The organism is Tsuneonella troitsensis, assembly GCF_001441535.1.
In the GTDB taxonomy this organism is placed as follows: domain Bacteria; phylum Pseudomonadota; class Alphaproteobacteria; order Sphingomonadales; family Sphingomonadaceae; genus Tsuneonella; species Tsuneonella troitsensis.
Map to the genome: position 1 here is coordinate 107,761 of NZ_LMAU01000006.1, position 25,668 is coordinate 133,428.

At 65.3% G+C, this 25,668-nt stretch carries 23 protein-coding genes; 16 read left to right on the forward strand and 7 right to left on the reverse strand.

Annotated features, from left to right (window positions below; genetic code table 11):
* Positions 1-17 precede the first annotated feature (17 nt).
* Positions 18-548, forward strand: coding sequence for a CAP domain-containing protein (locus AR323_RS13070; RefSeq protein ID WP_235510631.1), 531 nt, complete (start codon positions 18-20; stop codon positions 546-548).
* On the opposite strand, the gene rdgB is transcribed toward AR323_RS13070, so the two are convergent.
* Both rdgB and rph read right to left on the reverse strand, forming a co-directional pair.
* Positions 549-1,190 carry an RdgB/HAM1 family non-canonical purine NTP pyrophosphatase gene (gene rdgB, locus AR323_RS13075; RefSeq protein WP_057884416.1) on the reverse strand — a complete coding sequence of 214 codons (642 nt, stop codon included), beginning with the start codon at positions 1,188-1,190 and terminating at the stop codon, positions 549-551.
* Positions 1,187-1,903: a ribonuclease PH gene (gene rph / locus AR323_RS13080; RefSeq protein WP_057884417.1), complete on the reverse strand. Its 717-nt coding sequence runs from the start codon at positions 1,901-1,903 to the stop codon at positions 1,187-1,189. The genes rdgB and rph overlap by 4 nt, the downstream gene beginning before the upstream one ends.
* Positions 1,904-1,983: 80 nt before the next feature.
* Here rph and hrcA point away from each other — a divergent pair, with 80 nt between their 5' ends.
* Positions 1,984-3,060: a heat-inducible transcriptional repressor HrcA gene (hrcA, locus tag AR323_RS13085; RefSeq protein ID WP_057884418.1), complete on the forward strand. Its 1,077-nt coding sequence runs from the start codon at positions 1,984-1,986 to the stop codon at positions 3,058-3,060.
* Between the two features lie 14 nt (positions 3,061-3,074).
* A complete protein-coding gene (locus AR323_RS13090) occupies positions 3,075-3,650 on the forward strand; it encodes a nucleotide exchange factor GrpE (RefSeq protein ID WP_057884419.1) in 576 nt (191 codons plus the stop codon).
* 527 nt (positions 3,651-4,177) lie between these two features.
* On the opposite strand, the gene AR323_RS13095 is transcribed toward AR323_RS13090, so the two are convergent.
* From AR323_RS13095 to AR323_RS13105, 3 genes are all read right to left on the reverse strand, one after another.
* Positions 4,178-5,341, reverse strand: coding sequence for a PrnB family protein (locus tag AR323_RS13095; RefSeq protein ID WP_057884420.1), 1,164 nt, complete (start codon positions 5,339-5,341; stop codon positions 4,178-4,180).
* A gap of 133 nt (positions 5,342-5,474) precedes the next feature.
* Positions 5,475-5,819: a vgr related protein gene (locus AR323_RS13100; protein ID WP_321164552.1), complete on the reverse strand. Its 345-nt coding sequence runs from the start codon at positions 5,817-5,819 to the stop codon at positions 5,475-5,477.
* A 182-nt stretch (positions 5,820-6,001) separates the two neighbouring features.
* On the reverse strand, positions 6,002-6,481 hold the full coding sequence (locus tag AR323_RS13105) for a copper chaperone PCu(A)C (RefSeq protein ID WP_057884422.1): 480 nt from the start codon (positions 6,479-6,481) through the stop codon (positions 6,002-6,004).
* Positions 6,482-6,651: 170 nt separating this feature from the next.
* Here AR323_RS13105 and dnaK point away from each other — a divergent pair, with 170 nt between their 5' ends.
* The 3 genes from dnaK (at position 6,652) to AR323_RS13120 (ending at position 10,245) form a co-directional block, all read left to right on the forward strand.
* Positions 6,652-8,580 (forward strand): molecular chaperone DnaK, encoded by a 1,929-nt coding sequence (dnaK, locus tag AR323_RS13110; RefSeq protein WP_057884423.1) that lies wholly within the window; start codon positions 6,652-6,654, stop codon positions 8,578-8,580.
* Positions 8,581-8,653: 73 nt separating this feature from the next.
* On the forward strand, positions 8,654-9,775 hold the full coding sequence (dnaJ, locus tag AR323_RS13115) for a molecular chaperone DnaJ (RefSeq protein ID WP_057884424.1): 1,122 nt from the start codon (positions 8,654-8,656) through the stop codon (positions 9,773-9,775).
* On the forward strand, positions 9,772-10,245 hold the full coding sequence (locus AR323_RS13120) for a low molecular weight protein-tyrosine-phosphatase (protein ID WP_057884425.1): 474 nt from the start codon (positions 9,772-9,774) through the stop codon (positions 10,243-10,245). Before dnaJ ends, AR323_RS13120 begins: the two co-directional genes overlap by 4 nt.
* On the opposite strand, the gene AR323_RS13125 is transcribed toward AR323_RS13120, so the two are convergent.
* A complete protein-coding gene (locus tag AR323_RS13125; RefSeq protein ID WP_057884426.1) occupies positions 10,246-12,564 on the reverse strand; it encodes a patatin-like protein in 2,319 nt (772 codons plus the stop codon).
* A 71-nt stretch (positions 12,565-12,635) separates the two neighbouring features.
* On the opposite strand from AR323_RS13125, the gene radA reads away from it, so the two are divergent.
* From radA to AR323_RS13170, 9 genes are all read left to right on the forward strand, one after another.
* Positions 12,636-14,003, forward strand: coding sequence for a DNA repair protein RadA (radA, locus tag AR323_RS13130; RefSeq protein ID WP_057884427.1), 1,368 nt, complete (start codon positions 12,636-12,638; stop codon positions 14,001-14,003).
* 17 nt (positions 14,004-14,020) lie between these two features.
* Positions 14,021-14,554 (forward strand): CvpA family protein, encoded by a 534-nt coding sequence (locus tag AR323_RS13135; protein ID WP_057884428.1) that lies wholly within the window; start codon positions 14,021-14,023, stop codon positions 14,552-14,554.
* On the forward strand, positions 14,551-15,006 hold the full coding sequence (locus AR323_RS13140; RefSeq protein ID WP_057884429.1) for an iron-sulfur cluster assembly scaffold protein: 456 nt from the start codon (positions 14,551-14,553) through the stop codon (positions 15,004-15,006). Before AR323_RS13135 ends, AR323_RS13140 begins: the two co-directional genes overlap by 4 nt.
* A gap of 37 nt (positions 15,007-15,043) precedes the next feature.
* Positions 15,044-16,702: an MFS transporter gene (locus tag AR323_RS13145; RefSeq protein WP_057884430.1), complete on the forward strand. Its 1,659-nt coding sequence runs from the start codon at positions 15,044-15,046 to the stop codon at positions 16,700-16,702.
* On the forward strand, positions 16,699-17,742 hold the full coding sequence (gene alr, locus AR323_RS13150) for an alanine racemase (protein WP_057884431.1): 1,044 nt from the start codon (positions 16,699-16,701) through the stop codon (positions 17,740-17,742). Before AR323_RS13145 ends, alr begins: the two co-directional genes overlap by 4 nt.
* Positions 17,743-17,827: 85 nt before the next feature.
* Positions 17,828-18,397 (forward strand): polyhydroxyalkanoate synthesis repressor PhaR, encoded by a 570-nt coding sequence (gene phaR / locus AR323_RS13155; protein WP_057884432.1) that lies wholly within the window; start codon positions 17,828-17,830, stop codon positions 18,395-18,397.
* Positions 18,398-18,461: 64 nt separating this feature from the next.
* A complete protein-coding gene (gene proS / locus AR323_RS13160) occupies positions 18,462-20,003 on the forward strand; it encodes a proline--tRNA ligase (protein WP_200956716.1) in 1,542 nt (513 codons plus the stop codon).
* A 57-nt stretch (positions 20,004-20,060) separates the two neighbouring features.
* Positions 20,061-21,449, forward strand: coding sequence for a M20/M25/M40 family metallo-hydrolase (locus tag AR323_RS13165; protein WP_057884433.1), 1,389 nt, complete (start codon positions 20,061-20,063; stop codon positions 21,447-21,449).
* Positions 21,450-21,495: 46 nt separating this feature from the next.
* The gene (locus AR323_RS13170; RefSeq protein ID WP_407701078.1) at positions 21,496-23,754 is read left to right on the forward strand and encodes a ribonuclease R family protein; all 2,259 of its coding nucleotides are present in this window, start codon (positions 21,496-21,498) and stop codon (positions 23,752-23,754) included.
* Positions 23,755-23,775: 21 nt separating this feature from the next.
* Here AR323_RS13170 and AR323_RS13175 read toward each other — a convergent pair whose 3' ends face one another.
* Entirely contained in the window at positions 23,776-24,228 is a 453-nt protein-coding gene (locus AR323_RS13175) for a universal stress protein (RefSeq protein ID WP_057884435.1), read from the reverse strand.
* Positions 24,229-24,348: 120 nt separating this feature from the next.
* On the opposite strand from AR323_RS13175, the gene AR323_RS13180 reads away from it, so the two are divergent.
* On the forward strand, positions 24,349-25,665 hold the full coding sequence (locus tag AR323_RS13180) for a pyruvate dehydrogenase complex dihydrolipoamide acetyltransferase (RefSeq protein WP_057884436.1): 1,317 nt from the start codon (positions 24,349-24,351) through the stop codon (positions 25,663-25,665).
* Positions 25,666-25,668 lie beyond the last annotated feature (3 nt).

Genomic DNA, 25,668 nt, shown 5'->3' on the forward strand with positions numbered 1-25,668 from the left:
GCTATACCCCAAAGCCCATGAGGATGGGTTCTTTCGTCGCGCCTGCCATCGGCGCGCTCGCAATGCTCGGGGCGACGTTCGCGGTCCTGCCCGTGGAGGCGCAGGCGCGCAACGACTTCGCGCATCGCCTTCTCGAAGCACATAACACCGAACGCGGCCGCGCGGGTCTGCCGCGCCTGTCGTGGTCCAGTCGCTTGGCGCAGGACGCCCACGAATGGGCCGAGCACCTGTCAAGCAAGGGTTCGCTGGAGCACGCCGACACCGAGCGGCGCCGAAACATGGGCGAGAACCTCTGGATGGGTTCGGCCGGTTACTTCAGCGCCGAGGAGATGATCGGAGGTTTCCTCTCCGAAAGGACCAAGTTCCGCCCCGGCACGTTTCCGCAGGTCAGCCGGACAGGCAACTGGGCCGATGTCGCCCATTACACCCAGATCATCTGGCCGCGTACGACCGAAGTCGGCTGCGCGGTCGCCAAGGGCGCGATCAATGACTTTCTCGTCTGCCGCTACAACCCGCCTGGAAACACGTTCGGCGAAAAAGTCGGCTGATCAGCCGAATTGCTCGGCTACCAGCTTGGCAAAAGCATCGGCGCGGTGGCTGATGCGGTGTTTTTCCTGCGGCTCGAGTTCGGCGAACGTCATGTCGCGTCCGCCGATGATATCCGGAGCAGGAACGAACACCGGATCGTATCCGAAGCCCAGCGTGCCGCGGGGGGGCCAGGTGAGGGAGCCGTCGACCCGGCCTTCATAGACCGCCGTCTCCCCATCCGGCCACGCGATCGCGAGCACGCAAGAGAACCATGCGGCTCGCGCGGCGTCCGGTCCCTTGGCCTGGAGCATCCCCTCGACCTTACCCATCGCCATGTACCAGTCGCGGCCGGGATCGCCCTCGAACCACTGCCGCTCGGCCCAGTCGGCGGTATAGACCCCCGGCCTGCCGTCGAGCGCAGCGACCGACAGGCCGCTGTCGTCCGCGAGCGCGGCGAGACCCGAGGCCTCGGCGGCGGCGCGTGCCTTGAGCAGGGCGTTTTGCACGAACGTGGTGCCGGTTTCCTTCGGCTCGGGCAGGCCGAGCGATCCCGCACTGATGCACTTCACGCCATACGGTTCCAGCAGCGCGCCGATCTCTTTCAGCTTGCCCGCATTGTGCGTGGCGATCACCAGCGTGCCCGAACCGATCCGGCGCGTCATGTGCGGGTCGCCTCCTCCTGAGCGCGGAAGACCTGGCCACAACCGATCTGGGCAAGGCGGAGCAGGCGCAGCAGGCCTTCTTCGTCATAGGTCGCGCCTTCGGCGGTCGCCTGGACCTCGGCAATCCGGCCGCCTTCGATCAGTACGAAGTTGGCATCGGCATCGGCGCCCGAATCTTCGATATAGTCGAGATCGAGGACCGGGGTGCCGCCCACGATGCCGCAGCTGATCGCGGCCACTTTCGCCCCGATCGGATCGGCGGTCACCGCACCCGATGCCATCAGCTTGTCGACCGCCAGCCGCAATGCCACCCATGCTCCGCTGATCGCCGCCGTCCGCGTGCCGCCGTCGGCCTGGATCACGTCGCAGTCGAGCACGATCTGCCGCTCGCCGAGCTTCTTGAGGTCGACCACCGCGCGCAAGCTGCGTCCGATCAGTCGCTGGATTTCCTGCGTGCGCCCGCTCTGCTTGCCCTTCGCCGCCTCCCGCTGGCCGCGGGTGTGTGTAGCGCGCGGCAGCATCGAATACTCGGCGGTTACCCAGCCCTCGCCTTTGCCGCGCAACCACGGCGGAATCCGCTCTTCGACGCTCGCGGTAACGAGCACGCGGGTATCGCCAAAGCCCACGAGGCAGGAGCCCTCGGCGTGCTTGGTGAACCCGGTCTCGATCGAAATGGCGCGCATCTCGTCGGGCGCGCGGCCGGAAGGTCGCATGGTGTTTCCTTTGTGAGTCGAATTGCCCGTTAGGCTCTTGCCCCTTGCCGCCGCAAGGGCGGGCTCTAGATTGCGGCGAGATGTCTGCTCCGCCTGTCACCGAATTGAACACCCGCGCCCGGGATATCTTCCGGCTGGTGGTGGAGGGCTACCTTACGAATGGACAACCGGTCGGATCGAAGACTTTGGCCGGGCCGAAGAGCGAAGGCGGCGGCGGATTGAACCTGTCGCCGGCCTCGATCCGGTCGGTCCTCGCGGAACTCGAAGGTCTCGGTCTGCTTGCCGCGCCGCACACCAGCGCCGGGCGCATGCCCACCGAAACGGGGCTGCGCCTGTTCGTGGACGGTATGATGCAGGTGGCCGAGCCGTCGGCGGAAGAGCGTCGGGCGATCGAGGACCGGCTGTCGGCGCGCGGACCGATCGAAGCGGCGCTCGAGGCGACGAGTGCGCTGCTGTCCGACATTTCGGGCGCGGCCGGGATGGTCATGGTCCCGCGCCGCGAACCGCGGCTGGCGCAGCTCACGCTGGTCCCGCTCGCGCCTACGCGCGCGCTGGCGGTGCTGGTTGGCGAGGACGGCGGGGTCGAGAACCGCGTGATCGATCTCGACGAACCCGCCAGCGCCTCCGCGCTCGAGCAGGCGGGCAACTATATCACCGCGCGGCTTGCCGGGCGTAGTTTGGCGGAGGCGGCGGCGGCGATGCGGGCCGAGCTGTCCGACGGTCGATCGCAGCTCGATGCCGTGAGCCGCGACCTCGTGGAACGCGGCCTGGCGGTGTGGAGCGAGGACGCTGCGCGACGCCCGGTCCTCATCGTGCGCGGCGCGGCCAATCTGCTCGACGAAACCGCGTTGGGCGATATCGAGCGGGTGCGCCAGCTTCTCGACGACCTTGAAAAAAAGCAGGCGGTGGCCGAACTCCTCGAATCGGCGCGCACGGCGGAGGCGACCCGCATTTTCATCGGCAGCGAGAACCGGCTGTTCGCCTTGTCCGGCTCGTCTGTCATCGCTTCGCCCTACCGCGATCGCGAGGGCAGGGTGGTCGGCGTGGTGGGGGTGATCGGCCCGACTCGGTTGAATTATGCGCGCGTGGTCCCCATGGTGGATTTCACGGCTCAAACCCTCAGTAAGATGAGGGCCTTGGGCAAAATCATCGGATAGCGACGACACAAACAATGATCGAAGATGAAAAGCAGGCGGCCGACGAGGCCGTGGCGAAGGAACTCGACGGCGTGCCCGCCGACATGATCGACGACCAACCCGAAGGCGAGGAGGACAACCTGTCCGAGGCGCTCTCGGCGCTCAAGAACGATCTCGACAAGGCGATGCAGGACGTACTGTACGCCCGCGCCGAGACGCAGAACGTGCGTCGCCGGATGGAAAAGGACGTCGCCGATGCGCGCGCCTATGCCGCGACCGGCTTCGCCCGCGACATCCTGTCGGTTTATGACAACCTGGTCCGCGCGATCGAGGTGATCCCGGCGGACCTGCACGACGACCCGCGCATGAAGGCGATGGTCACCGGGATCGAGGCGACCCAGCGCGAGGTGGAAAAGGTATTCGCCGCGCACGGCATCACCCGCATCGCCGCGCAGGGCCTGCCGCTCGACCCGAACCAGCACCAGGCAATGCTCGAAATCCCCACGGACGAGCACGAGCCCGGCACGGTGGTTCAGGAAATGCAGAGCGGTTGGATGATCAAGGATCGCCTGCTGCGCCCGGCGATGGTTGGGGTGGCGAAGAAAGGCTAGTTTATCTGCCTTGGGCCGCTTTGCGAAAGCCAGAGCGCAAGAAATCCGGCGAGGCGTTTTGCTTGACTCCGGGCGGAAGAAATAACCGCCAACTCTATTGGAAGAACCGCGTCTCGCTCGACCACTGCTAACGGTAATGTCGACAAGAGGACAGTTGCATTTTCTTCGGTTGACCAGCCTACAGCTCTTGAGTGCACGAGATTATTTCGAAGTCGGACCAATGGCTTACATTCTTGCGTTAAATCGCGAATTCTCTTGAGTTGTTTCGCGGAGGCGCGTTTCTGGAGGTCCGGATGATCGGCAAGAGCCTGGATACGCTGACCAAAGGGTGTCCCCGCATCTGTTCTCCCGAGTAATGCCAACCAGAGCCCGACTTGCAACTCCAGAGCGAAAAAAGCGTCAAGGAAATCTAGTTTGACCCTTTCGTATGATTCGAATGGGCGTGGCTGGACGCTGAGATGATGTATTGGAAGTTCCACAACCCTGATTTATCGGCAGGGAAGTGAAACTCCCGTAAACGACATTTATCAGACCAACTGCGCCGCGTTCTCGTCGCGGTGCTTCTTCAGGTACTTCATGAACGGAGTGCCGCCCGTGCCCACATCCGGGTCGTTGCCCGCGATGCTACCTGCCTGCTTGTTGATGTAGCTCGCCGCGTACTCGAGGTGGCGGGTGCGGAAGCGGGCGCTCTGGTTGAGGCACGCGTTGAAGGCATCCTTCAGGCTTTGCGAGCCTGATGCGCGCACGAAATCACGCAAGGTCGACTGTGCCGCGAGGTCTTCGATGAAGCGGCGGTGCGGAACCGGGCGATACTGGTGCAGCTCGTCGAGGAACTGGCGCAGCGGATCGTCCGAGTGGCCGACCTGGAACAGCGCGTCCATCGCGGGAACGATGCTCGACTGGCTGCCCGTCTGCCCGCGATAGGCCTGCGGCTTCATCTCGAAGCGATCGACGCCCTCGTAGACCAGGCCTCCGCCATCGAGCGCGGGATTGTTGGCCCATCCGTGGATGTAGGGCCGAACGCGGTGGAAGTAGATGTAGGGATCGCACCGCTCGGGCATCCGCGCGAAGTGGCCGTATATGCGCTCCCACGCCTGATCCATCTCGACCAGCAGGCGCTCGGCCTCGGCGGCATCACCGGCTTTCGCCACGGTCACGAGCCGTGCGGCGTTGTCCAGCAGCACGCCGGCCTCGGCCTCGATCGCGACGTGGATCATCACGAACCAGTTCTCGTCGTCACCGCCCAGGAAATTCTGGACCATGTAGATGTTCTCGAGCGCAATCGGGCCCGACTTGTCGAGCCGCGCCCAGTTGTCGAGCACATAGGCCGAATAGGGGAGCAGCGGGGCCTGGCCGAGCCGGTCCGCGATCGCGACCATCGGGCGCGACAGGTTCGCGGGCAAATGCTGCGGCGGGGTCGGCTCGCCCCAGACGTAGGCTTGCACCAGGAAGCTGTAATGCACCATCGCGGTGCGGACCTCTTCCTCGGCGGCCTCTCGCGCCCAGTCCTCGAGCCCGGGGTCGGCGAGCTGGTCCAGCCAGTGGCGCACGCGCCCGGTGGACATCAGGCCCGAAAGATTGCCGGCCGCTGCTTTCACCTCGTCGAACAGGGCGGGCAGGGCGATCTCGTCAATCTCGTAATGCGAAAGGAAGCCGCGTTCCCGCGACATGCCGTAGTCTTTAAGCTCCATTGGGGTGCACCGTGGGCCGGGCGCGGGTTGGGCCGCCCGGATCGATGGTCAAGGAAGTATCAAGCGAAACCGGATCGCTCAAGGTCGGCGCGGAAATTATCGGGGATGACGTAACGTCCGCGTTCGGATGCGGTCAGGCAGCTCCCGGAAACCGCACGAGGATGTCGTAAGCGGACGCGTCGCCGACCCCGGCGAGCCGGATGCCGTTTCGCAGCAGGAAGGCGTGGCGCACGATCTCGGCCTGCTGTTCGATCCCGTACTTCTCCAGCGCCCATCCGGGGCGCAGGCTGTACTCGTACCGCTCCCACGGCATCCGGTTGAGCACGAGCCACCACTTGCCCTTGGCCTGAACCTGCCAGACGTGGGTCATTTCATGGATGAAATGCGCCTTGCGCCAGATGTCGGCGGTGGCGAAATCTTCGCAGTAATTGTCGCTCGTCGGGTGGAAATGAAGGTGCCCGCGCGGCGCCATCGTCACCGTGCGCGGCTGGAAGGGAAACCACTTGCGGCGCCGGATCGTGACTTGCGAATAATCGATCGCGTCGCCGAAAATGCTGCGGGCGAGCGCGATCTCGCCAGTCGTCAGTGCGCGCTCGCCGCCGATGGGGCAGGCCGGGGGTTGGCCTTGCGCATCTATGTCAATGTGGTCGAGGCCTTCGCTCAGCGCTCATCCCCCGCGGCGCGGATTTCCACCGGGAAGGTGTGGCGCTTCCCGCCGGAAACGATGATCGTGGCCTCGGTCGTGCCGCCGGCTTTTAGCGCGGGGTCGACGTCCATCGCCATCAGGTGCTTGCCGCCCGGCTCGAAGGTGACGGTGTCGCCTTTCTTCAACGGGACGGGCAGCATTTCCATCATCTGGACCTTGAAATCGTACTCGCCGTAATCGTGAAACATCGCGCTCTTGGCGCCCTTCACTTCGGCCCGGTTGAGCGCAACGCCGCGGTCGCCTTCATAGGCGAGATCGAAATAGATCGCCGCCGGATTGCCCGCCACCGGTGCCAAAACCATCCGCGCGTTCGAAATCTTCATGCCCGGGATGCCGGTTTCGGCACCCGGCGCCTCGGTCGGCGTCTCTCCGCAGGCGGCGAGCGAAAGTGTGCCGGTAGCCAGCGCCAAGGCCATGAACGAACGTCGGAACATCGATTTCCCCCTATGGAACAGGCGGCTCAGGTAGCCTCCCCAATCTCTTGTGCCAAGAAATTCCGCTCCTATATCGCCCGCGCAACCCGAGCTGCCGAAAGGCCCTTGCCGCGAATGCGGGAGGTCCGAATGGCGGTGTCCAACAACGTATCAGAACGAATAGGGAAACCATGGCCAAAGTTATCGGTATCGACCTCGGCACCACGAACTCGTGCGTCGCCGTAATGGACGGCGGCAAGCCCAAGGTTATCGAAAATTCCGAGGGCGCTCGCACCACGCCATCGATCGTCGCGTTCACCAAGGATGGCGAGCGACTGATCGGCCAGCCGGCCAAGCGCCAGGCAGTCACCAACGGCGACAACACGATTTTCGCGGTGAAGCGCCTTATCGGCCGCCGCTTCGACGATCCGGTGACCAAGAAGGACACCGAGCTGGTCCCCTACACCATCGTCAAGGGCAAGAACGGCGACGCCTGGGTTCAGGCCGGCGGCGAGGACTATTCGCCCAGCCAGATCAGCGCGTTCATCCTCCAGAAGATGAAGGAAACCGCCGAGAGCTATCTTGGCGAGACCGTCACCCAGGCGGTCCTCACCGTGCCCGCATACTTCAACGACGCGCAGCGCCAGGCGACCAAGGACGCCGGGCAGATCGCAGGTCTCGAAGTGCTCCGCATCATCAACGAGCCGACCGCGGCCGCGCTCGCCTATGGTCTCGAGAAGAACGACGGCAAGACGATCGCGGTCTATGACCTTGGCGGCGGCACCTTCGACGTGTCGATCCTCGAGATCGGCGACGGCGTGTTCGAGGTGAAGTCGACCAACGGCGATACGTTCCTGGGCGGCGAAGACTTCGACGCCGCGATCGTCGAGCACCTCGCGGACAAGTTCAAGTCGAAGGAGAACATGGATCTCCGCACCGACAAGCTCGCCCTGCAGCGGCTCAAGGAAGCGGCCGAGAAGGCCAAGATCGAGCTCTCGAGCGCGCAGACGACCGAGATCAACCTGCCCTTCATCACCGCGCGCATGGAAGGTGGCAGCACCACTCCGCTCCACCTCGTGGAAACGATCAGCCGTTCGGACCTCGAAAAGATGGTCGCCGGCCTGATCGAGCGCACCAAGGAGCCGATGAAGAAGGCGCTGGCCGATGCCGGCCTCAAGGCTTCCGAGATCGACGACGTCGTGCTCGTCGGCGGCATGACCCGCATGCCCCGCGTGCGCGAAGTCGTGAAGGAGTTCTTCGGCAAGGAACCGCACACCGGCGTGAACCCCGACGAGGTGGTTGCGATGGGTGCCGCGATCCAGGCGGGCGTGCTCCAGGGCGACGTCAAGGACGTGCTGCTGCTCGACGTGACCCCGCTTTCGCTGGGCATCGAGACGCTGGGCGGCATCATGACCAAGATGATCGACCGCAACACGACCATCCCGACCAAGAAGAGCCAGACCTACTCGACCGCCGAGGACAACCAGCAGGCGGTGACGATCCGCGTGTTCCAGGGCGAGCGCGAGATGGCGCAGGACAACAAGCTGCTGGGCCAGTTCGATCTCGTCGGAATCCCTTCCGCGCCGCGCGGCGTGCCGCAGATCGAGGTCACGTTCGACATCGACGCGAACGGCATCGTCAACGTGTCCGCCAAGGACAAGGGCACCGGCAAGGAGCAGCAGATTCGCATCCAGGCCTCGGGCGGCCTCAGCGATTCGGACATCGATCAGATGGTCCGTGACGCTGAAAAGTTCGCCGAAGAGGACAAGAAGCGTCGTGCCGGCGCCGAAGCGCGCAACCAGGCCGACAGCCTGGTTCATGCGACCGAGAAGCAGCTTCAGGAGCACGGCGACAAGATCGACGCCGAACTCAAGGGCGAGGTCGAGACGGCACTGGCGGAAGCGAAGACCGCGCTCGAAGGCGATGATACCGACGCGATCACCGCGAAGGCGCAGGCGCTGACGGACGTCGCCATGAAGATGGGCCAGGCCATCTACAGTCAGGAGCAGGCTTCGGCTTCCCCGGCTGGTGAAGACGCCGCCGCTTCGAGCGAGAGCAAGGCCGACGAGGACGTCGTCGACGCCGAGTTCTCCGAAGTCGACGAAGACGCCAAGGGCTGATCAGCCACATGGAAACACAGTCCGCCACCGGTGCACACCGCGCCGGTGGCGGCTGAGTTTGGGGCCGGGGTAAATGTCAGCCACCGAAATCGATTTCTACGAAGTTCTCGGCGTGTCCCGCACAGCGGACGACGCGGCGATCAAGGCCGCCTATCGCAAGCTCGCGATGCAGTTCCATCCCGACCGGAATGGCGGCTGCAAGGAGAACGAGGACAAGTTCAAGGCGGTTTCGGCTGCCTACGAGTGCCTCAAGGACCCGCAGAAGCGTGCGGCCTACGACCGCTATGGCCATGCCGCCTTCAACGGCGGGATGGGTGGGGGCGGCCATCCGGGGGCCGACTTCGGCGACATCGGCGATATCTTCGAAACGATCTTCGGCAGCGCCTTCGGAGGCGGTGGCGCCCGTCAGCAACCTCGACGCGGTGCGGACTTGCGCTACGACATGGAAATCACCCTCGACGAGGCGTTCCACGGCAAGACGCGCGAGATCGAGATCGAGGTCAGCCAGACTTGCGGCACGTGCGAGGGATCGGGCGCCAAGCCCGGAACCTCTGCACGGCGCTGCAATCTGTGTTCGGGCATGGGCAAAGTCCGCGCCAAGCAGGGCTTCTTCGTGGTCGAACGCGCGTGTCCCAACTGTCACGGGCGCGGCGAAGTGATCGAAACCCCGTGCCGCGATTGCGGCGGCGAGGGCCGCATCGACAAGCCGCAGGCACTGGAGGTCGAAATCCCGCCGGGGGTCGATACTGGCACGCGCATCCGACTTTCGGGCAAAGGTGAGGCGGGCCCGCGCGGCGCGCCTCCGGGCGACCTGTACATATTTGTCCACGTGCGACCGCACGGCGTGTTCCAGCGCGAAGGAACGACGCTGCTGACGCGTATCCCGATCAGTTTCACCACCGCGGCGTTGGGCGACAGCATCGACATCCCCGACCTTGGCGGCGACCATCACACGGTCACCATTCCGGCAGGCATTCAGAGCGGCAAGCAGTTGCGCGTGCGCGGGGCGGGTATGCCCGTCCTCCAGGGGCGCGGTCGCGGCGACCTTGTGGTCGAGATCGTGGTCGAGACCCCGACGAAGCTCACCAAGGCGCAGCGCGAGATACTGGAGCAATTCCGTGCCACCGAAACCGGTGACGAGTGCCCGGAGAGCCGCGGTTTCCTCGATCGTCTGAAGGAAGCATTCGGCGGGTGAGCGCCAATCGGCCCGCCGTATTGTTCGTGTGTCTCGGCAACATTTGCCGATCCCCGCTCGCCGAGGCGGCTTTCCGGCTCGAAGCTGAACGCGTTGGCCTCGATGTCGAGATCGATTCCGCCGGAACCGCGAACTGGCACGTCGGCAAGGCACCCGATCCACGTTCGATTGCTGTAGCGCGCGAGGCCGGCATCGACATTGCGCACTTCACTGCGCGACAGGTCGTCCAGGATGACTTCCGCCGGTTCGATCACATCTTCGCGCTCGACAGGAAAAACCTTGCGGACCTCATGGCGATGATGCCCCCGGATTCTACCGCGCAGGTGTCGCTTCTGCTCGAAACGATCCCGGATCGGAAGAGCGACGACGTGGACGATCCCTACTACGGAAGCGCGGATGCGTTCGCCTTCACATGGACCCATGTTTCGCAGGCCGCCCGGTTGCTGGTCGAGAGGCTCGCCCGCAGTTGATCAATCCGCCGGCATGCGCTCCTCGATCTCCGCCCGCACGCGCTCCAGCAGGCCGTGGTTTGCTTTCAACCTTTCCTGCTCCTCATCCAGGATCGCCAGGAAAGCGCGGCGCTTGAAATCGGCTTTTTCCGTTTCCGAGAAATCGTCCACGGTCGATGTCACCAGATCGATCATACGTTCCGCGCCGTGCAGCCGGCCCCAAAGATAGTCGTTTTCGCGGTATGCCCGGCTGAAGAAAGCGCCGAAATTGAAGAACTCGGTCCCTCGCAAGGTCGCGCGGGTGCCGCCTGCACGGATCGATCGCGCGTCTTCCGGGCTGATCCGATCTACCTTCACCGCGTCGAATTCGGTCAGTCCCTCGTTCTGCAACAGCGGCAGGGTGGCGACATCGTAGAACGGAAAGCCGAGGTATCCGAGAAGGACCTTGCGGCGCAGTTCCTTCGGCATCGCTTCAAGCGCCGCAGCGAGCATTTGCTCGGCCTGCCGGTCCACTTCAGCAAGGTCGCGCAACTGCGCCAGCTCGTCTAGGACCCGCCCGGGATCGATCATCACCTGCTCGGCAACTTCGGTGAAACCTTCACCGAGGCTGTCCACGCTCTCGCGAGCGAAATAGAGCGCGAGGATCCGGTAGATCGCCTCCCGCGCGGCTTCGAGGTCGGTGTCTGGGATCGCAGGATCGGCCTCCCAGTCGCGCGACAACCGCCGTGCAATCAAGCGCAATCGGCGTATGCGAAAGGCGAGATCGTGCGCGCGCAGGAATTCGATTGCCGCATCGCTGGCGCCGCCGCCCGTATCGATCAGCGAACCAAGACCCCGCGCGTCGAGCTCCTGTCGCAACCGGTTCGCGATCGCGTCGGGTTCGGGCAGCTTGAGGGCCGGCGCGGCATCGAGAACCAGTTGCGCCAGTGTTTCGATGATCCCGGCGACCTTGGCCTGGGCATAGGGATGGAAGGTGTAGCTCGCGCGCTCGGCCGCCGCGTTCTGCGCCTTGTTGCGCCAGTTCGCGAGCCGCTTGGGCGTCGGCTTGTCGAGGAACAGGGTCATCCCGAACAATCGTTCGACCGTTTCCTCGACCTGCGGGCGCAAGGCGCCGACGATGCGGGTGAGTTTCAGCGCCTCTCGCGATTGCCGTTCGAGCGCATCCAGGTTGTCGCGGATGGGCTGCTCGCGCGGGATGGCCGATATGGAGCCAACGATGGCGCTGAAGAACCCGACCGGCTTGTCGTGCCGCTCACCTCCCGTTCCAAAGCGATCCGGCGTGGGGTCGATATAGACGAACCGGCGATCCACCTCGCGCTGCGCCGGTCGCGATGGCAGCGCGGCACGCGCACCGGCGAAGGGTGCGTTGATGAGAACCGACCCGTCGATCAGCGAGGCGTGCTCCTCGTTACCCTGGCGCACGTGCACCGGCATGATCCGCTCGAGAAAGCGGCGGCGACCCACCCAGTCCCGCCCCCGCTCGGCGGCCAAGGCGTCGATTTCCGCTAACCGCATCGGCGGAAACGCGCCGGGAAAGCTGGCAGTCGCACGGCAGGCGAAAACCAGTTCGAGCGGATCCGCGATGCTCTGCCCGCCTTCCACCGGCACCGACGCGCGGAACGCGATGGGTAGCCGGTGTTCGCTCTCCTCGACGACGGGAGGACTGTTGAGCCGCAGCATCGACAGGTGGCCCCGGAAGTCGGTCGCGGTGACGAGAAGGTCGATCGGATGACCTGCTGGCAGAAGCGGCGCTTCGTGAGCGCCGTGCTGCATGGCCATGAACCCGTTGTGGAGCAGTGCGGAAAAGCCGAGGCCCGAGAAGGGCGGTTCGAACCAGCGACCACGGATCAGATGTGAAACCTTGCGCCGCACTTCGGACCGGGTCTCCGGGGCAACACTTTCGCTTACCGCGTTGCCGGGGCGCCGTAGCAGCCACCAAACGAGGGGCATGGCCCAGAGCTTGGCCGCGCGCGACCAGGGTCGGGCCTTCGGATCGAGCAGGCGGTCGACGTCGGCAGTTTCGAGCCATAGCTCGGTCAATGGCTCGAGGCTGGCCCCCGAATGAATCGCCTGGGCGAGGAACACGGCGTTGATCCCGCCCGCGCTTGCCCCCGTGACGATGTCTGGCAACACCCTCAGGCGCAGGCCGTGATGGTCGCGTATCCGGCCAAGAAGTGCGCGGTATACCGCTCGCACGCCTTCGGGCGAAGGTTCACCCGAAAGGTGGTCCCGGCTGGCTCGCGCCACGTGCCACAATTCCTTCGTGACGCCGTGCATGTAGACCGCAAGGCTCACTCCGCCGTAGCAGACGAGTGCGATCCTGAGTTCCTTCTGACGCATCGGCGTATCTGTGACCCGCAATGCGAGCGAAGGCAATTGCGTTCCACCAATGTTCCGGTTAGCCACGCCGCATGGCCAAGACCAAGCGCCGCTACGTATGCCAGAATTGCGGCTCGGTCAGCACGCGCTGGCAGGGCCAGTGTCCCGATTGCTCGGAGTGGAACACGCTGGTCGAGGATGCGCCGGCGACCGTGTTCTCGATGAAGCACGATCTTTCCAGCGGAGGCAGGGCGATCGCGTTCGAGGCGCTCGATGCGCCGAGCGAGCCGCTTGTGCGCCTCCCTACCGGTTTGGCGGAGTTCGACCGAGCGCTGGGCGGGGGACTGGTGCCGGGATCGGCGATCCTGATGGGCGGCGAACCGGGCATCGGCAAGTCCACCTTGCTGCTGCAAAGCGCCGGCGCGGTCGCGAAGCGCGGCCTGTCGGTCGTATATCTTAGCGGGGAAGAGGCGGCGGGACAGGTGCGGATGCGCGCGGGCCGGCTGGGCCTGGCAGACGCGCCGATCAAGCTGGCGAGCGCGACGAGCGTTCGCGACCTGCTCACGACGCTGGGCACGATGGACCCTCCGTCGCTGCTTATCGTCGATTCGATCCAGACGATGCACTCCGACACGATCGAGGGCGCGCCGGGCACGGTCAGCCAAGTGCGCGGCTGTGCGTTCGAATTGATCCGCTATGCCAAGGAGAACGGCGTCGCGCTCGTTTTGGTCGGCCATGTCACCAAGGACGGCAGCATCGCGGGCCCGCGCGTACTGGAACACATGGTCGACGTGGTCATGAGTTTCGAAGGCGAGCGTAGCCACCAATACCGGATCCTGCGCGCATTGAAGAATCGCTTCGGCGCCGTCGACGAGATCGGCGTGTTCGCGATGGCCGGCGCGGGACTGGAGGAGGTCGGAAATCCTTCGCTGCTGTTCCTGTCGGGCCGCGAGGAACCGCTGGCGGGTAGCGCGGTGTTTCCTGCACTCGAAGGCACCCGCCCGGTTCTGGTTGAGATTCAGGCGCTTATCGTAAGACTGCAATCGGGCGCGACCCCGCGCAGAGCGGTTGTCGGTTGGGACAGCGGACGGCTCGCCATGTTGCTGGCGGTGCTCGAATCGCGCTGCGGCCTGAATTTTTCGTCGGCAGAGGTCTATCTCAACGTTGCCGGAGGCTACCGCCTGTCCGATCCTGCAGCCGACGTGGCCGTGGCAGCCGCGCTGGTATCCGCGCTGGCGGACAAGCCCTTGCCGACGCACGCGGTCTGGTTCGGCGAGGTGTCTCTGGCAGGAGAAATCCGGCCGGTCTCCCACTCCGGACTGCGCCTTCGCGAGGCTGCAAAGCTGGGTTTCGGCATCGGTCACGGTCCGACCGAGGCCGATGCGAATTCATCCGGACTTAACTATCGCGGCCTAAGCCGACTGGCCAATCTCGTTGACCGGGTAATGGCAACGGCATAGGGATCGCCGCGATCGCAATGACGGGTTTTGACTTAATAGTTCTGCTGGTCGTCGGAGTGGCGGCGATAGGCGGCTTCTTGCGCGGTTTCGTGCAGGAAATCCTGTCGCTCCTGGCATGGGCCCTGGCTCTGTGCGCAATCTATACGTTGCATACGCCGCTGTACGAGTGGTTCCTGCCCAAGGTCGGCAATTCCACTGTCGCGGCCACGACCGCCTTCGCCATGCTCCTGCTCATCCCCTATGCGGGCATGAAACTCATCTCGGGCCGGATGGGCGAAAGCACGCGCACCTCGCTGCTCGGCCCGATCGACCGCGTACTCGGCTTCGGATTCGGCGCGATCAAGGGCGCCATCGTGGTGACCTGTGCCTTTGCGCTGCTGGTGCTGGGCTACGATGCGGCGTGGGGAATCGCTGGACGGCCGGACTGGATCAAGCAGGCGCGTACTTATGCGATAGTCAACGCAAGTGCCGACGCCTTGGTCGAACTCATTCGGGATCGCGATGCGGCACGTGAGCGCGAGGCTGGCCGAGTTTCCGCGATCGATCGATGACCGAACGGGCCGCCGATCCCCGTGGCGGTGCAGTTCTCTACACTCCCGAACTTCTCTCGATGGCGGTTTCGTTGGGACGAATCCCTTTCGATCTCGCCATGCCGCTGAGCGGCGAGGCACGGTCGCGCACGTGCGGCAGCACGGTGCGGCTTTCGTGCCGCGTGAACAACGGGGGGCAGATCGAGGATCTGGGCGTCCGGGTCGCGGCCTGTGCCGTGGGGCAGGCGGCAACAGCACTGTTCGCGAAGAGCGCAATCGGCCGAAATTCCGGCGAAATTGCTGTTGCTCGCGATGAAATCCAGTCCTGGCTCGTTTCCGGCGAGACCCCTCCCGATTGGCCCGGGCTAGAGGCGCTCGAATCCGCGCGTGCCTACCCTGCGCGACATGGAGCGATTCTGCTGGCGTGGGATGCTGCGCTGGACGCGCTTTCCAAGGCGGAGGCGCGCGGCTAGAGGCGAACCTGAGGATCGAAGGGGACCTGCCACCGCCATGAGCGAAATCGCCGCATCAGACGCGCCGCTTCACCAGCCGAGCGCGAAGGAAGTCCGTCTCGTCATCGCCGCATCGAGCGCGGGTACGGTTTTCGAATGGTACGATTTCTTCATCTACGGCACGCTCGCCGCGATTATCGGCAAGGCGTTTTTCCCCGCCGATAACGAAACGCTGCAGTTGCTGCTGGTCTGGGCCGGTTTCGCGGTTGGTTTCGGCTTCAGGCCGCTGGGCGCGATCCTGTTCGGATTTCTGGGCGACAAGCTCGGGCGAAAGTACACTTTCCTCGTCACCGTTACCCTCATGGGGGTGGCGACCGCAGGCGTAGGCCTGATCCCGAGCGCCGCGACGATCGGCCTTGCTGCGCCCGCCATCGTGATATTCCTTCGCATCCTGCAGGGCCTTGCCCTCGGCGGCGAATACGGCGGCGCAGCCATTTACGTCGCCGAACACGCCCCGCCCGAGAAGCGCGGCTTCTATACCAGCTTCATCCAGGCAAGCGTGGTCGGCGGTTTCGTGCTGTCGATTGTCGTCGTGCTCGCCTGCCGGGCGTTGATACCGGAAGACGCCTTCAATGAATGGGGCTGGCGGATACCCTTCCTGCTGAGCCTGATCCTACTCGGCATTTCGCTTTGGATGCGCCTGAAGCTTTCGGAAAGCCCGGTGTTCAAGGCGATGAAGGAATCCGGCGAAATGGCCGGCAATCCGTTCGTCGAAAGCTTCACCTATCCCGGCAACAAGAAGCGCATTTTCGTGGCGCTGTTCGGGATCACCGGCATCCTGACGACCATCTGGTACACCGCATTCTTCAGCGGGATGAGCTTCCTGCGCGGCCCGATGAAAATGGACCCGGCGTTGGTAGAGATGGTCATGTTGATCGCGGGCGGGCTGGCTATGGTGTTCTACGTCCTCGTCGGCAAATGGTCCGACCGCGTGGGTCGCAAGCTCCCGATCGTGGTCGGCGCGGTGGCGACTCTGGCGCTGCTGTTCCCGATATTCTGGGGCATCGGGGCGCTCGCCAACCCGGGACTCGCGCAAAGCGCGCGCGAAGCGCCGGTCGTCGTGAACGGCACCGATTGCACTTACGACCCGTTCGCCAGCCAGCAGAAAAGCGAATGCGGTCGTCTTCTGGGGGACCTCACGTCGTTCGGGATATCGTACGAGATAGCGGACGGCGGCTCTTCCGCTACGGGGCTGGCGATCGGTAATCGGTCTCACGACTACGAGGGAATGGCCGATGCGGATCGCAAGGTGGCCGTGCAGACCTGGCTTGAAGCGGCCGGTTACGACTTCAGCATCCAGCGCCCGCCGTTCGCCAATCTCGTCGGTATTGTCGCGCTGCTGCTGGGGTGCGGGATACTGTCCGCGCTGACGTACGGCTCTGTTGCCGCGCTGCTGGCGGAAATGTTCCCACCGCAGATTCGCTACAGCTCGATGTCGATTCCCTATCATATCGGGGCGGGGTACCTGGGCGGGTTCCTGCCGCTGATCGCGGGCTACATCGTCGCGACCACCGGCGATCCTTACTCCGGCCTGTGGTACACGTGGGGTATCGTCGCCTTCGGCCTGGTGGTGGCGTGGTGGGGCATTCACGGCGGACCTCCGCGCGACTTCACCCCGTCCGACGACGCGCCTCCGGTATCCCCCTCGACGCCATGACCGAGCTTCCGCCGCCAAGCCTGCGGCTCGATTTCGATGCCGAGGCGCTGGCGGCGAACTGGCGAACGCTCGACCGCATGTCGGGCTCGGCAGCCGCAGGTGCCGCGGTCAAGGCGGACGGGTATGGCTTGGGCGCAGGCCGCGTCGCGTCGGTTCTCGCCGGAGCGGGTGCGCGCGATTTCTACGTCGCGCACTGGAGCGAGGTGCCCGCAGTGACCGCCGAAGTCGCGTCCTCGCAGGTTGCTGTCTTGCATGGCCCGCTGACCGACGCGGACTGCGCCTTCGCACGAGCTTCCGGAGTCAGGCCAGTGCTCAACAGCCTGGCACAGGTCGCACGCTGGCAGGCGAGCGGTGGCGGCCTGTGCGACCTGATGGTCGATACGGGGATCAACCGGTTGGGCGTACCGCTGAGTTCGCTCGGCGATCCGTCGCTGTCGGGCCTGGAAATCGACACGCTGATGTCGCACCTCGCATCCGCCGACGAAGACTCGACGCTTAACACCCTGCAGGCGGAGCGGTTCGCGCAGGTTTGCGCGTCGCTGCCAGCCAGGCGTCGCAGCCTTGCCAACAGTGCGGGTATCGGACTCGGCGCGTCGTTCGCGTTCGACGTGACGCGCCCCGGCATCTCGCTCTACGGCGGGGTGCCGCGCGCCGAGTTCGCCGGCGCAATCCGGCAAGTCGCATTTCCCAAGGCTGCGGTGCTGCAGGTGCGCGAGGTCGCTGCCGGTGAAGGTGTCGGCTACAACGCGGCATTCGTCGCGCTGCGTTCGATGCGGGTGGGTGTCGTCTCCCTCGGCTACGCTGACGGTTTCCTGCGCGCGCGCGGGCCGGGCAATGCGCTGAAGTACCAAGGCGAACCACTCGTGCTTCTTGGCAAGGTTTCGATGGACATGGTCGTCATCGACCTCTCCTTTGCACCGAAGGTGGGCGAGGGCGACTGGGTCGACGTCCCTTTCGACCTGCCCGTCGAAGCGGCCCGATCCGGACTTTCGCAATACGAGTTGCTGACCACGCTGGGCCGCCGCCTGCGCTCCTCCTGATGCTGCGCACAACGGGTGCAGCAATGTTGCACTGCAAATGCTGCACATGCTAAGTCGTGCTTGCAACCAAGGAAGGGTCGACCAGATGGCCAAGCGCGAAACGAGCGCCGACGGCGTGATCGTGATCAAGAAATACGCGAACCGGCGGCTCTACAACACCGGCACGTCGAGCTACATCACGCTCGACGATCTCGCGAAGATGACCCGCGAAAACGTCGACTTCAAGGTGCTCGACGCCAAGACCGGCGACGACATCACGCACACGATCCTGACCCAGATCATCATGGAAGAGGAATCGAGCGGCGGCGAACAGATGCTGCCGATCGGGTTCCTGCGCCAGCTCATCTCGATGTACGGCAATTCGATGCAGTCGATGGTGCCGAGCTATCTCGATGCGATGATGGACAATTTCCGCGCCAACCAGAACAAGCTGCACGAAGCATTCATGGCGCGCGCGGGCGGCACGCCGCTGGGCAAGATCGCCGAAACCAATATGGCGATGATGCGCGCGGCAACCGATGCGCTCATGCCCAAGCGCGGAGCAGCAAAGCCCGCGACCCCGGCGGCGCCACCACCGGCCAAGACCGACGAGATTGCCGAACTGCGTGCGCAGATGGCGGCGATGCAAAAGAAGCTCGACGAACTGGGCCACTAGGCCTGTTCGCACCCGCGGCGTGTCGCTAGGGCGCGCCGACATTTCCAGCAGAGAGATTTTCCTCGTGTCCCAGATCCGCCACGCCCTTTCGGTCAAGCGCGCCGACGACTTCGCGCAGTGGTACCAGGAGGTGGTGTCCGCTGCCGACATGGCCGAAGAATCGGGCGTGCGCGGCTGCATGGTCATCAAGCCGTGGGGCTATGGCATCTGGGAGCGTATCCAGCGCCTGCTCGACGACCGGATAAAGGCGACCGGTCACGACAACGCCTATTTCCCGCTGCTGATTCCGCTCAAGAACTTCGAGCGCGAGGCCCAGCACGTCGAAGGCTTCGCCAAGGAAATGGCGGTCGTCACGCACCACCGCCTGATCGCGGACGGCAAGGGCGGCCTCATGCCCGATCCCGAGGCGAAGCTGGAAGAGCCTCTCGTCATCCGCCCCACGTCTGAAACGATCATCGGCGATGCAATGGCGCGCTGGGTGCAATCCTGGCGCGACCTGCCGCTCAAGCTCAACCAGTGGGCCAACGTGATGCGCTGGGAAATGCGTACGCGCATGTTCCTGCGGACGAGCGAATTCCTCTGGCAGGAAGGCCATACGGCGCACGAAACCGCCGCCGAGGCGAAGGAGCACACGCTCCGTATGCTCGAGGTCTATCGGGCCTGCGCCGAAGAAGACCTCGCGTTGCCCGTGATCGCGGGCGAAAAGCCCGAGAACGAGCGCTTCCCCGGAGCGGTCGAAACCTGGTCCATCGAGGCGATGATGCAGGACGGCAAGGCGTTGCAAGCCGGCACAAGCCATTACCTCGGCACCAATTTCGCCCAGGCATCCGGCATCCGCTTCCAGGATCGGGAAGGCGGCCAGCAATTGGCACATACGACCAGCTGGGGCGTGTCCACCCGCATGATCGGCGGGGTCATCATGGTCCACGGCGACGACGACGGACTGAAGGTCCCGCCGCGGATCGCGCCGTGGCAGGTCGTCATCGTTCCCATGCTGCGCGAGGATGACGGCGACGCTGCCCTGATCGAGTACTGCGAGAGCCTGCGTGCCAAGCTCGCCGACGCGAATGCGCTGGGAGAACGATTGCGCGTGCTTCTCGATGCCAAGCCGGGCAAGGCTGCCGCCAAGCGCTGGGACTGGGTCCGCAAGGGCGCCCCGATCATCGTCGAGGTCGGCGGACGCGACATGGCCGAGGGCAAGGTCAGTCTGCTGCGTCGCGATGCGTTGTGGGCGAACAACGGCAAGCCTGCGTTCGCCACTCCGACGCTCGACGAGGCAGCGACTGGCATCCCCGCCATGCTCGAAGCGATGCAGGCGAGCTTGCTGGCGGACGCTGCCAAGGTGCGCGACGGGCGCATTTTGCGCGGGATCACCGATTTTGCGGGCATCGAGAGCCATTTCGGCGAAGGCGTGAAGAACCCCGGATGGTTGGAAGTCCAGTGGTCGAAGCCTACCGGCACGGCGCTGGATGCGGTGACCGAAAAGCTCAAGGCACTGAAGCTGACGCTCCGCAACGTCCCCATTGGCGCAGCTCCAGTCGATGGAAGCTGCGTCTTCACCGGCGAGCCGGCCGTCGAGCGCGTGCTGGTGGCCAAGGCATACTAATCGGGTCAGGCACGCCAAGCATCTTGCCAAGCCTGTGGGGCTGTTGGACAAGACCCTATGCGCTCACGTTTTCTTGCCCTCGCGGGCCTGCTCGCCGCCGCTCCCCTCGTGGCCGCCGACGATCCGTCGGGCGGTGTTTCGGAGGCGCGGCTGAAGGCGGACGTGGAGCGGTTGGTCGCCTTTGGCACACGCCACACGCTATCGGAGCAGGACAATCCCACACGCGGAATCGGCGCGGCGGTCGACTGGGGCGCGGCTACCTTCCGCGCGATCTCGGCCGATTGCGGTAACTGCCTCGAGGTCGTGCTGCCCGAGCGCATGATCGAGGGCAATCGCATCCCGGCGCCGGTTCGCCTGCGCAATGCGGTCGCGATCCAGCGCGGCACGGAACGGCCGAACGAAGTCGTCATCATCCAGGGCCATATCGACAGCCGCGTCAGCGACGTGATGGATTTCACGAGCGACGCGCCCGGCGCGAACGACGATGCATCTGGTGCCGCGCTCGCGATCGAGGCGGCGCGCGTGTTGTCGAAGCAGAAGTTCCCTACTACGATCGTCTATGCGCTGCTCTCGGGCGAGGAGCAGGGGCTCTACGGCGGACGCCTGATGGCGGATTATGCGGCCGAACAGGGTTGGACCGTCAAGGCCGTGCTCAACAACGATATCGTCGGCAATTCTTGCGGGTCTGACGGATATTGCGACCCCGATCATGTGCGCGTTTTCTCCGAAGGGCCGCGCGCCGACCTCAGCGATGCCGTGCGCGCCGCCCAGCGCCGCGACGGGGGAGAGAATGACAGTCCTGGCCGCAACCTGTCGCGCTTCGTCGCCGATCTTGCTGGCAAGCGCGAAGGCGGGCTGGCAGTGCGCCAGATATGGCGGACCGACCGGATGGGGCGTGGCGGGGACCAGATCCCCTTCCTCGAGAAAGGCTATCCGGCGATCCGTTTCTCGGTCGCGGTGGAGGACTACGACCACCAGCACCAGGATCTGCGAACCGAAGGCGGCAAGGTCTTTGGCGATACCGTGGACGAGATGGATTTCGCCTACCTCGCCCGCGTGACGCAGCTCAACGTGGCGACCGCCGGGTCCCTGGCGCGCGCGCCTATGTCGCCTGCTCCCAAAGCAGAGGCTGCCGTGCGCAACGACACCCTTATCCGATGGAACGGCGTTCAGGGCGCTCGAACGTATTCGATAGTGGGCCGTCGGACGGACGAACCGTATTGGTCGCGCGATGTGGGTATCGTGAGCTACGAAACGCCATCGCCAGCATTGCCGCAGACGCCGATCGAGCAGCGCGTCCACGAATTCGTCGTGCCTCTACGCGGCGACGACTGGATTTTCGGCGTGCAGGCGTGCGCCGCCGGCGGCGTCTGCAGCCCGGTGGCGAGCGCGGTGCCGGGCGGGGCCTTCGTGCCCCTTCCCAAGCCGGAAGGTGACAAGCCCTAGGCCCGTCCCCATATGCGGCTCCATGCCGAATAGACAAAAGCCCGGAATGCCCAGCCGGGCCCAGATCCTCGAATTCCTCCAGTCCAGCGAGACGATCGCTGGCAAGCGCGAGATCGCCAAGGCCTTCGGTCTGAAAGGGCAGGAGAAGATCGCGCTCAAGGCGCTGCTAAAGGACATGGCCGAGGAAGGCCTCATCGACGGGAAGAAGACCGCGTATCATCGGATGGGTGGCGTGCCCAAGGTCACCGTCCTGCGCATCGCCGAGATCGAGGACGGCGAACCCTACGCGATCCCCGACGCGTGGACGCCCGACGACGGCGCGCCGCCCCCGCGGCTGCGCGTGATCGAGGGCAACAAGGGGAAAGGGAACACGAAAATACCTGCGCTCAAGGTCGGCGATCGCATCCTGGCTCGGACAGAAGAAACGGGTCGCGGGTGGCGCGCACATCCGATGAAGAAGCTCCCCGCCCGCACCGACGGTCTGATGGGCGTCGTCGAACTCGACGCGTCGGGCAAGGGCTGGCTCGCGCCGGTCGACAAGCGGGTTCGCACCTCCGCCCCGATCGCCGATCTCGGCGGCGCGGTGGAAGGCCAGCTCGTGCTGGCGGAGCCGGCGGGCAAGTCGCCGCGCTCGGGCGTCAAGGTGGTCGAGGTGATTGGCGACCCGCTCGCGCCCAAGGCGTTCAGCCTCATCGCCATCGCCAAGCACGGCATCCCCAACGTCTTCACCGAAGAAACCATCGCCGAGGCGACCCGCGCCGCCGCCTTGCCGCTGTCGCCTGACCACCGAGAAGACCTGCGCGCGCTGCCGATCGTCGCGATTGACCCCGCCGACGCGCGCGATCACGACGATGCGATCTGGGCCGAACCCGACGGCGAGGGCGGCTTCCGTGCGCTGGTCGCGATTGCCGACGTCAGTTTCTACGTCCGTCCGGGCAGCGAACTCGACCGCGAGGCGCGCAAGCGCGGCAACTCGGTCTACTTCCCCGATCGCGTCGTGCCGATGTTGCCAGAGGTGCTGAGCGCCGACGTCTGCAGCCTCAAAGAGGGCGAGGATCGAGCCGCGATGGCGTGCCACCTGCGCATTTCCCCGGACGGCAAGGTCACCAAGTGGCGCTTTACCCGCGCGCTCGTCCGCATCGCGCACAACATCGCCTACGAGGACGCGCAGGCCGCGATCGACGGCGGCGACGCGCCCGAACACCTGCGCCACCTGTGGGATGCGTGGAAACTGCTTGCCGCCGCGCGCGCCGAGCGGGACCCGCTCGAGCTGGAGCTGCCCGAACGGCAGGTCCGGCTCGATGACGAGGGCAAGATTTCCGAGATCCGCGTCCGCGAGCGGCTCGACGCGCATCGCGTGGTCGAGGACTTCATGATCGCGGCCAACGTCGCGGCGGCCAAGGCGCTGGAAGCCAAGACCGCCCCGGTCGTGTACCGGGTTCACGAGGCGCCGGGCCGCGAGAAGCTCGTGACCCTGCGCGACTACATGAAGACCTTCGGCCACAGCCTCGCGCTCGGCCAGGTCGTAACCCCGGGCCTGTTCAACCGGATGCTCAAGGATATCGCGGACGAAACCGAAAAGGCGCAGGTCATGGAAGCCGTGCTGCGGAGCCAGACGCAGGCTTATTACGGACCGTCGAACGCCGGGCACTTCGGGTTGGCGCTGGCGTCCTACGCGCACTTCACCTCGCCGATCCGGCGCTATGCCGACCTGCTGGTCCACCGCGCGCTCGTCGATGCCTACAAGCTGGAACAACCCGCGCCGAAGAACGGCCTGCCCGAAGCCAGCGGTCTGTCCGAGCGCGACCGAGCGGACCTGTCGAAGGTGTCCGACGCGATCAGCAAGGCCGAGCGCCGCGCGATGGAGGCCGAGCGCGAGACCATCGAGCGCTATGTCGCGGCATGGCTGTCGGGGCGGGTTGGCGAGGTGTTCCCGACCCGCATTACCGGGGTGCAGAGCTTCGGCTTCTTCGCCACGATCGTCGGACTGGGCGGCGATGGGCTGATCCCGGTTTCGACCCTGGGCCGCGAGTATTTCAAGTACGACGAAGCGGCGCAGCGACTGGTCGGCGAAAGCAGCGGCACGGTCTACGCGCCCGGCGAGAAGCTGGAATTGCGGCTGGCCGAGGCCAACCCGCTGACCGGCGCGCTCAAGTTCGAGTTGCCCGACCAGCAAGGACGCATCGAGCCGCGCGGTAACCGCCCCGCTCCCAAGGAAAAGACAAAGCCCAAACCGAGGCATCCGCAAGGCCAGCGGGGCCGGCCCGCCAATATTCGCCACCAAGGTCGCGGAAAGAGCAAATAGCGCTTCGGAGGTAGGTCCCGACTAACTGAGCCGATCGATGTCCTCGTCGGTCAGTCCGCCGGGTACGATGAACAGCGGGCACGCGAGGTGGCCCGCGTGGCTCGAGAAGTGCGTCACCAGCGGCCCGGGCCCGCCTTCGACTGCGGCGCCGAGCACCAGCGCGGCGACTTCGGGATGTTCGGCAAGATATTCCTTGATCACGCCCTGCGCATCGCCCGTGCGGACAGAGATCACCGGCATCTTGCCGCTTTCGGCGAACAGCGAACCGGCCGCGCTGCTGGCGACCATTTCAGCGCGGTCGCGGGCTTCCTGTTCGATCGTCGCCTGGATCGCGCCAAAGGCGTTGAAGTTCTCGCGCTGGACGAGCGCCAGAATATGCACCGATCCACCGGTCTTCATCGCGCGGCGCGAGGCGAAACGCAGCGCGCGCAGGGCCTCGTCCGTCTCGTCCATGATCACCAGATAGACACGCATCGATCCCACCCCCTGCGAGGCGCACGGTATCGGCGGAAAACGTATTCAGGGCAAGCCGCTTGCCCGGACGCTACGGCTTTGCCAAAGCGTCGCTTCAACTCCCCCGGACGAAGGATCGCCATGCCGACCCCGATCAAGATGCCCGCTCTCTCGCCGACGATGGAGGAGGGCACGCTCGCCCGCTGGCTGGTCAAGGAAGGCGACACAGTCTCCGCCGGCGACGTGATGGCCGAGATCGAGACCGACAAGGCGACGATGGAGTTCGAGGCGGTCGACGAAGGCACCATCGCGAAGATCGAGGTGGCCGAGGGGACCGAGGGCGTGAAGGTGGGCACCGTCATCGCGATGCTCGCGGGCGAGGGCGAGGATGCGAGCGCTGCGGCGAGCGCGCCAGCTCCGGCTCCGACTCCGACTTCGACATCGACGCCAACACCTCCGCCCGCTCAGCCTGAGCCTGTCGAAGGCCAACAGGCGACGATTGCGAAAGGTGCTTCGACAAGCTCAGCACGAGCGGACTTGGGCGGGAAGGGCGACCGCGTAATCGCCTCACCCCTCGCCAAGCGGATCGCCGAACAGAAGGGAATCGACCTTGCCGGCTTAACCGGCAGCGGGCCAAACGGCCGCATCGTCAAGGCCGACGTCGAAAACGCGCAGCCCGGCTCCGTCGCCGCCGGTACTGCGCCCTCCGAAGGACGCGCGGCACCCGCACCGACCGCGGCGACGCCCGCTGCGCTACCCGACTTCGGCATACCGCATACCGACGAGAAGCTCGGCAACGTCCGCAAGGTCATCGCGCGCCGCCTCACCGAGGCGAAACAGACGATCCCGCACATCTACCTCACCGTCGATGTCCAGCTCGACAAGCTGCTCAAGCTGCGCGGCGAACTCAACGCCGCGCTGGAGGCGCAGGGCGTCAAGCTGTCGGTCAACGACCTATTGATCAAGGCGCTCGCCAAGGCGCTGCTGCAGGTGCCCAAGTGCAACGTCAGCTACGGCGGCGACGTGCTGCGGACATTCAGCCGCGCGGACATTTCCGTGGCGGTCGCCGCGCCCAGCGGCCTCATCACCCCGATCATCGTCGATGCCGGATCGAAGTCGGTCAGCGCGATCGCGGCCGAGATGAAGGCGCTCGCCGGCAAGGCGCGCGAGGGCAAGCTGCAGCCGCATGAATACCAGGGCGGCACTGCGTCGCTCAGCAATCTCGGCATGTACGGGATCAAGCAGTTCGACGCGGTGATCAACCCGCCGCAGGCGATGATCCTGGCGGTCGGCGCGGGCGAGAAGCGCCCCTACGTCGTCGACGACAGCCTGCAGATCGCCACCGTGATGAGCGCCACCGGCAGCTTCGACCACCGCGCCATCGACGGCGCCGACGGGGCCGAGCTGATGCAGGTGTTCAAGGCGCTGGTGGAGGCGCCGCTGGGGCTGGTGGCTTGAGCG

Excerpts from the sequence above, each read along its gene's own strand:
- AR323_RS13070 (WP_235510631.1), top strand. The coding sequence starts at position 18 with ATGAGGATGGGTTCTTTCGTCGCGCCTGCCATCGGCGCGCTCGCAATG.
- rdgB (WP_057884416.1), bottom strand. The coding sequence starts at position 1,190 with ATGACGCGCCGGATCGGTTCGGGCACGCTGGTGATCGCCACGCACAAT.
- rph (WP_057884417.1), bottom strand. The coding sequence starts at position 1,903 with ATGCGACCTTCCGGCCGCGCGCCCGACGAGATGCGCGCCATTTCGATC.
- hrcA (WP_057884418.1), top strand. The coding sequence starts at position 1,984 with ATGTCTGCTCCGCCTGTCACCGAATTGAACACCCGCGCCCGGGATATC.
- AR323_RS13090 (WP_057884419.1), top strand. The coding sequence starts at position 3,075 with ATGATCGAAGATGAAAAGCAGGCGGCCGACGAGGCCGTGGCGAAGGAA.
- AR323_RS13095 (WP_057884420.1), bottom strand. The coding sequence starts at position 5,341 with ATGGAGCTTAAAGACTACGGCATGTCGCGGGAACGCGGCTTCCTTTCG.
- AR323_RS13105 (WP_057884422.1), bottom strand. The coding sequence starts at position 6,481 with ATGTTCCGACGTTCGTTCATGGCCTTGGCGCTGGCTACCGGCACACTT.
- dnaK (WP_057884423.1), top strand. The coding sequence starts at position 6,652 with ATGGCCAAAGTTATCGGTATCGACCTCGGCACCACGAACTCGTGCGTC.
- dnaJ (WP_057884424.1), top strand. The coding sequence starts at position 8,654 with ATGTCAGCCACCGAAATCGATTTCTACGAAGTTCTCGGCGTGTCCCGC.
- AR323_RS13125 (WP_057884426.1), bottom strand. The coding sequence starts at position 12,564 with ATGCGTCAGAAGGAACTCAGGATCGCACTCGTCTGCTACGGCGGAGTG.
- radA (WP_057884427.1), top strand. The coding sequence starts at position 12,636 with ATGGCCAAGACCAAGCGCCGCTACGTATGCCAGAATTGCGGCTCGGTC.
- AR323_RS13135 (WP_057884428.1), top strand. The coding sequence starts at position 14,021 with ATGACGGGTTTTGACTTAATAGTTCTGCTGGTCGTCGGAGTGGCGGCG.
- AR323_RS13140 (WP_057884429.1), top strand. The coding sequence starts at position 14,551 with ATGACCGAACGGGCCGCCGATCCCCGTGGCGGTGCAGTTCTCTACACT.
- AR323_RS13145 (WP_057884430.1), top strand. The coding sequence starts at position 15,044 with ATGAGCGAAATCGCCGCATCAGACGCGCCGCTTCACCAGCCGAGCGCG.
- alr (WP_057884431.1), top strand. The coding sequence starts at position 16,699 with ATGACCGAGCTTCCGCCGCCAAGCCTGCGGCTCGATTTCGATGCCGAG.
- phaR (WP_057884432.1), top strand. The coding sequence starts at position 17,828 with ATGGCCAAGCGCGAAACGAGCGCCGACGGCGTGATCGTGATCAAGAAA.
- AR323_RS13165 (WP_057884433.1), top strand. The coding sequence starts at position 20,061 with ATGCGCTCACGTTTTCTTGCCCTCGCGGGCCTGCTCGCCGCCGCTCCC.
- AR323_RS13170 (WP_407701078.1), top strand. The coding sequence starts at position 21,496 with ATGCCCAGCCGGGCCCAGATCCTCGAATTCCTCCAGTCCAGCGAGACG.
- AR323_RS13175 (WP_057884435.1), bottom strand. The coding sequence starts at position 24,228 with ATGCGTGTCTATCTGGTGATCATGGACGAGACGGACGAGGCCCTGCGC.
- AR323_RS13180 (WP_057884436.1), top strand. The coding sequence starts at position 24,349 with ATGCCGACCCCGATCAAGATGCCCGCTCTCTCGCCGACGATGGAGGAG.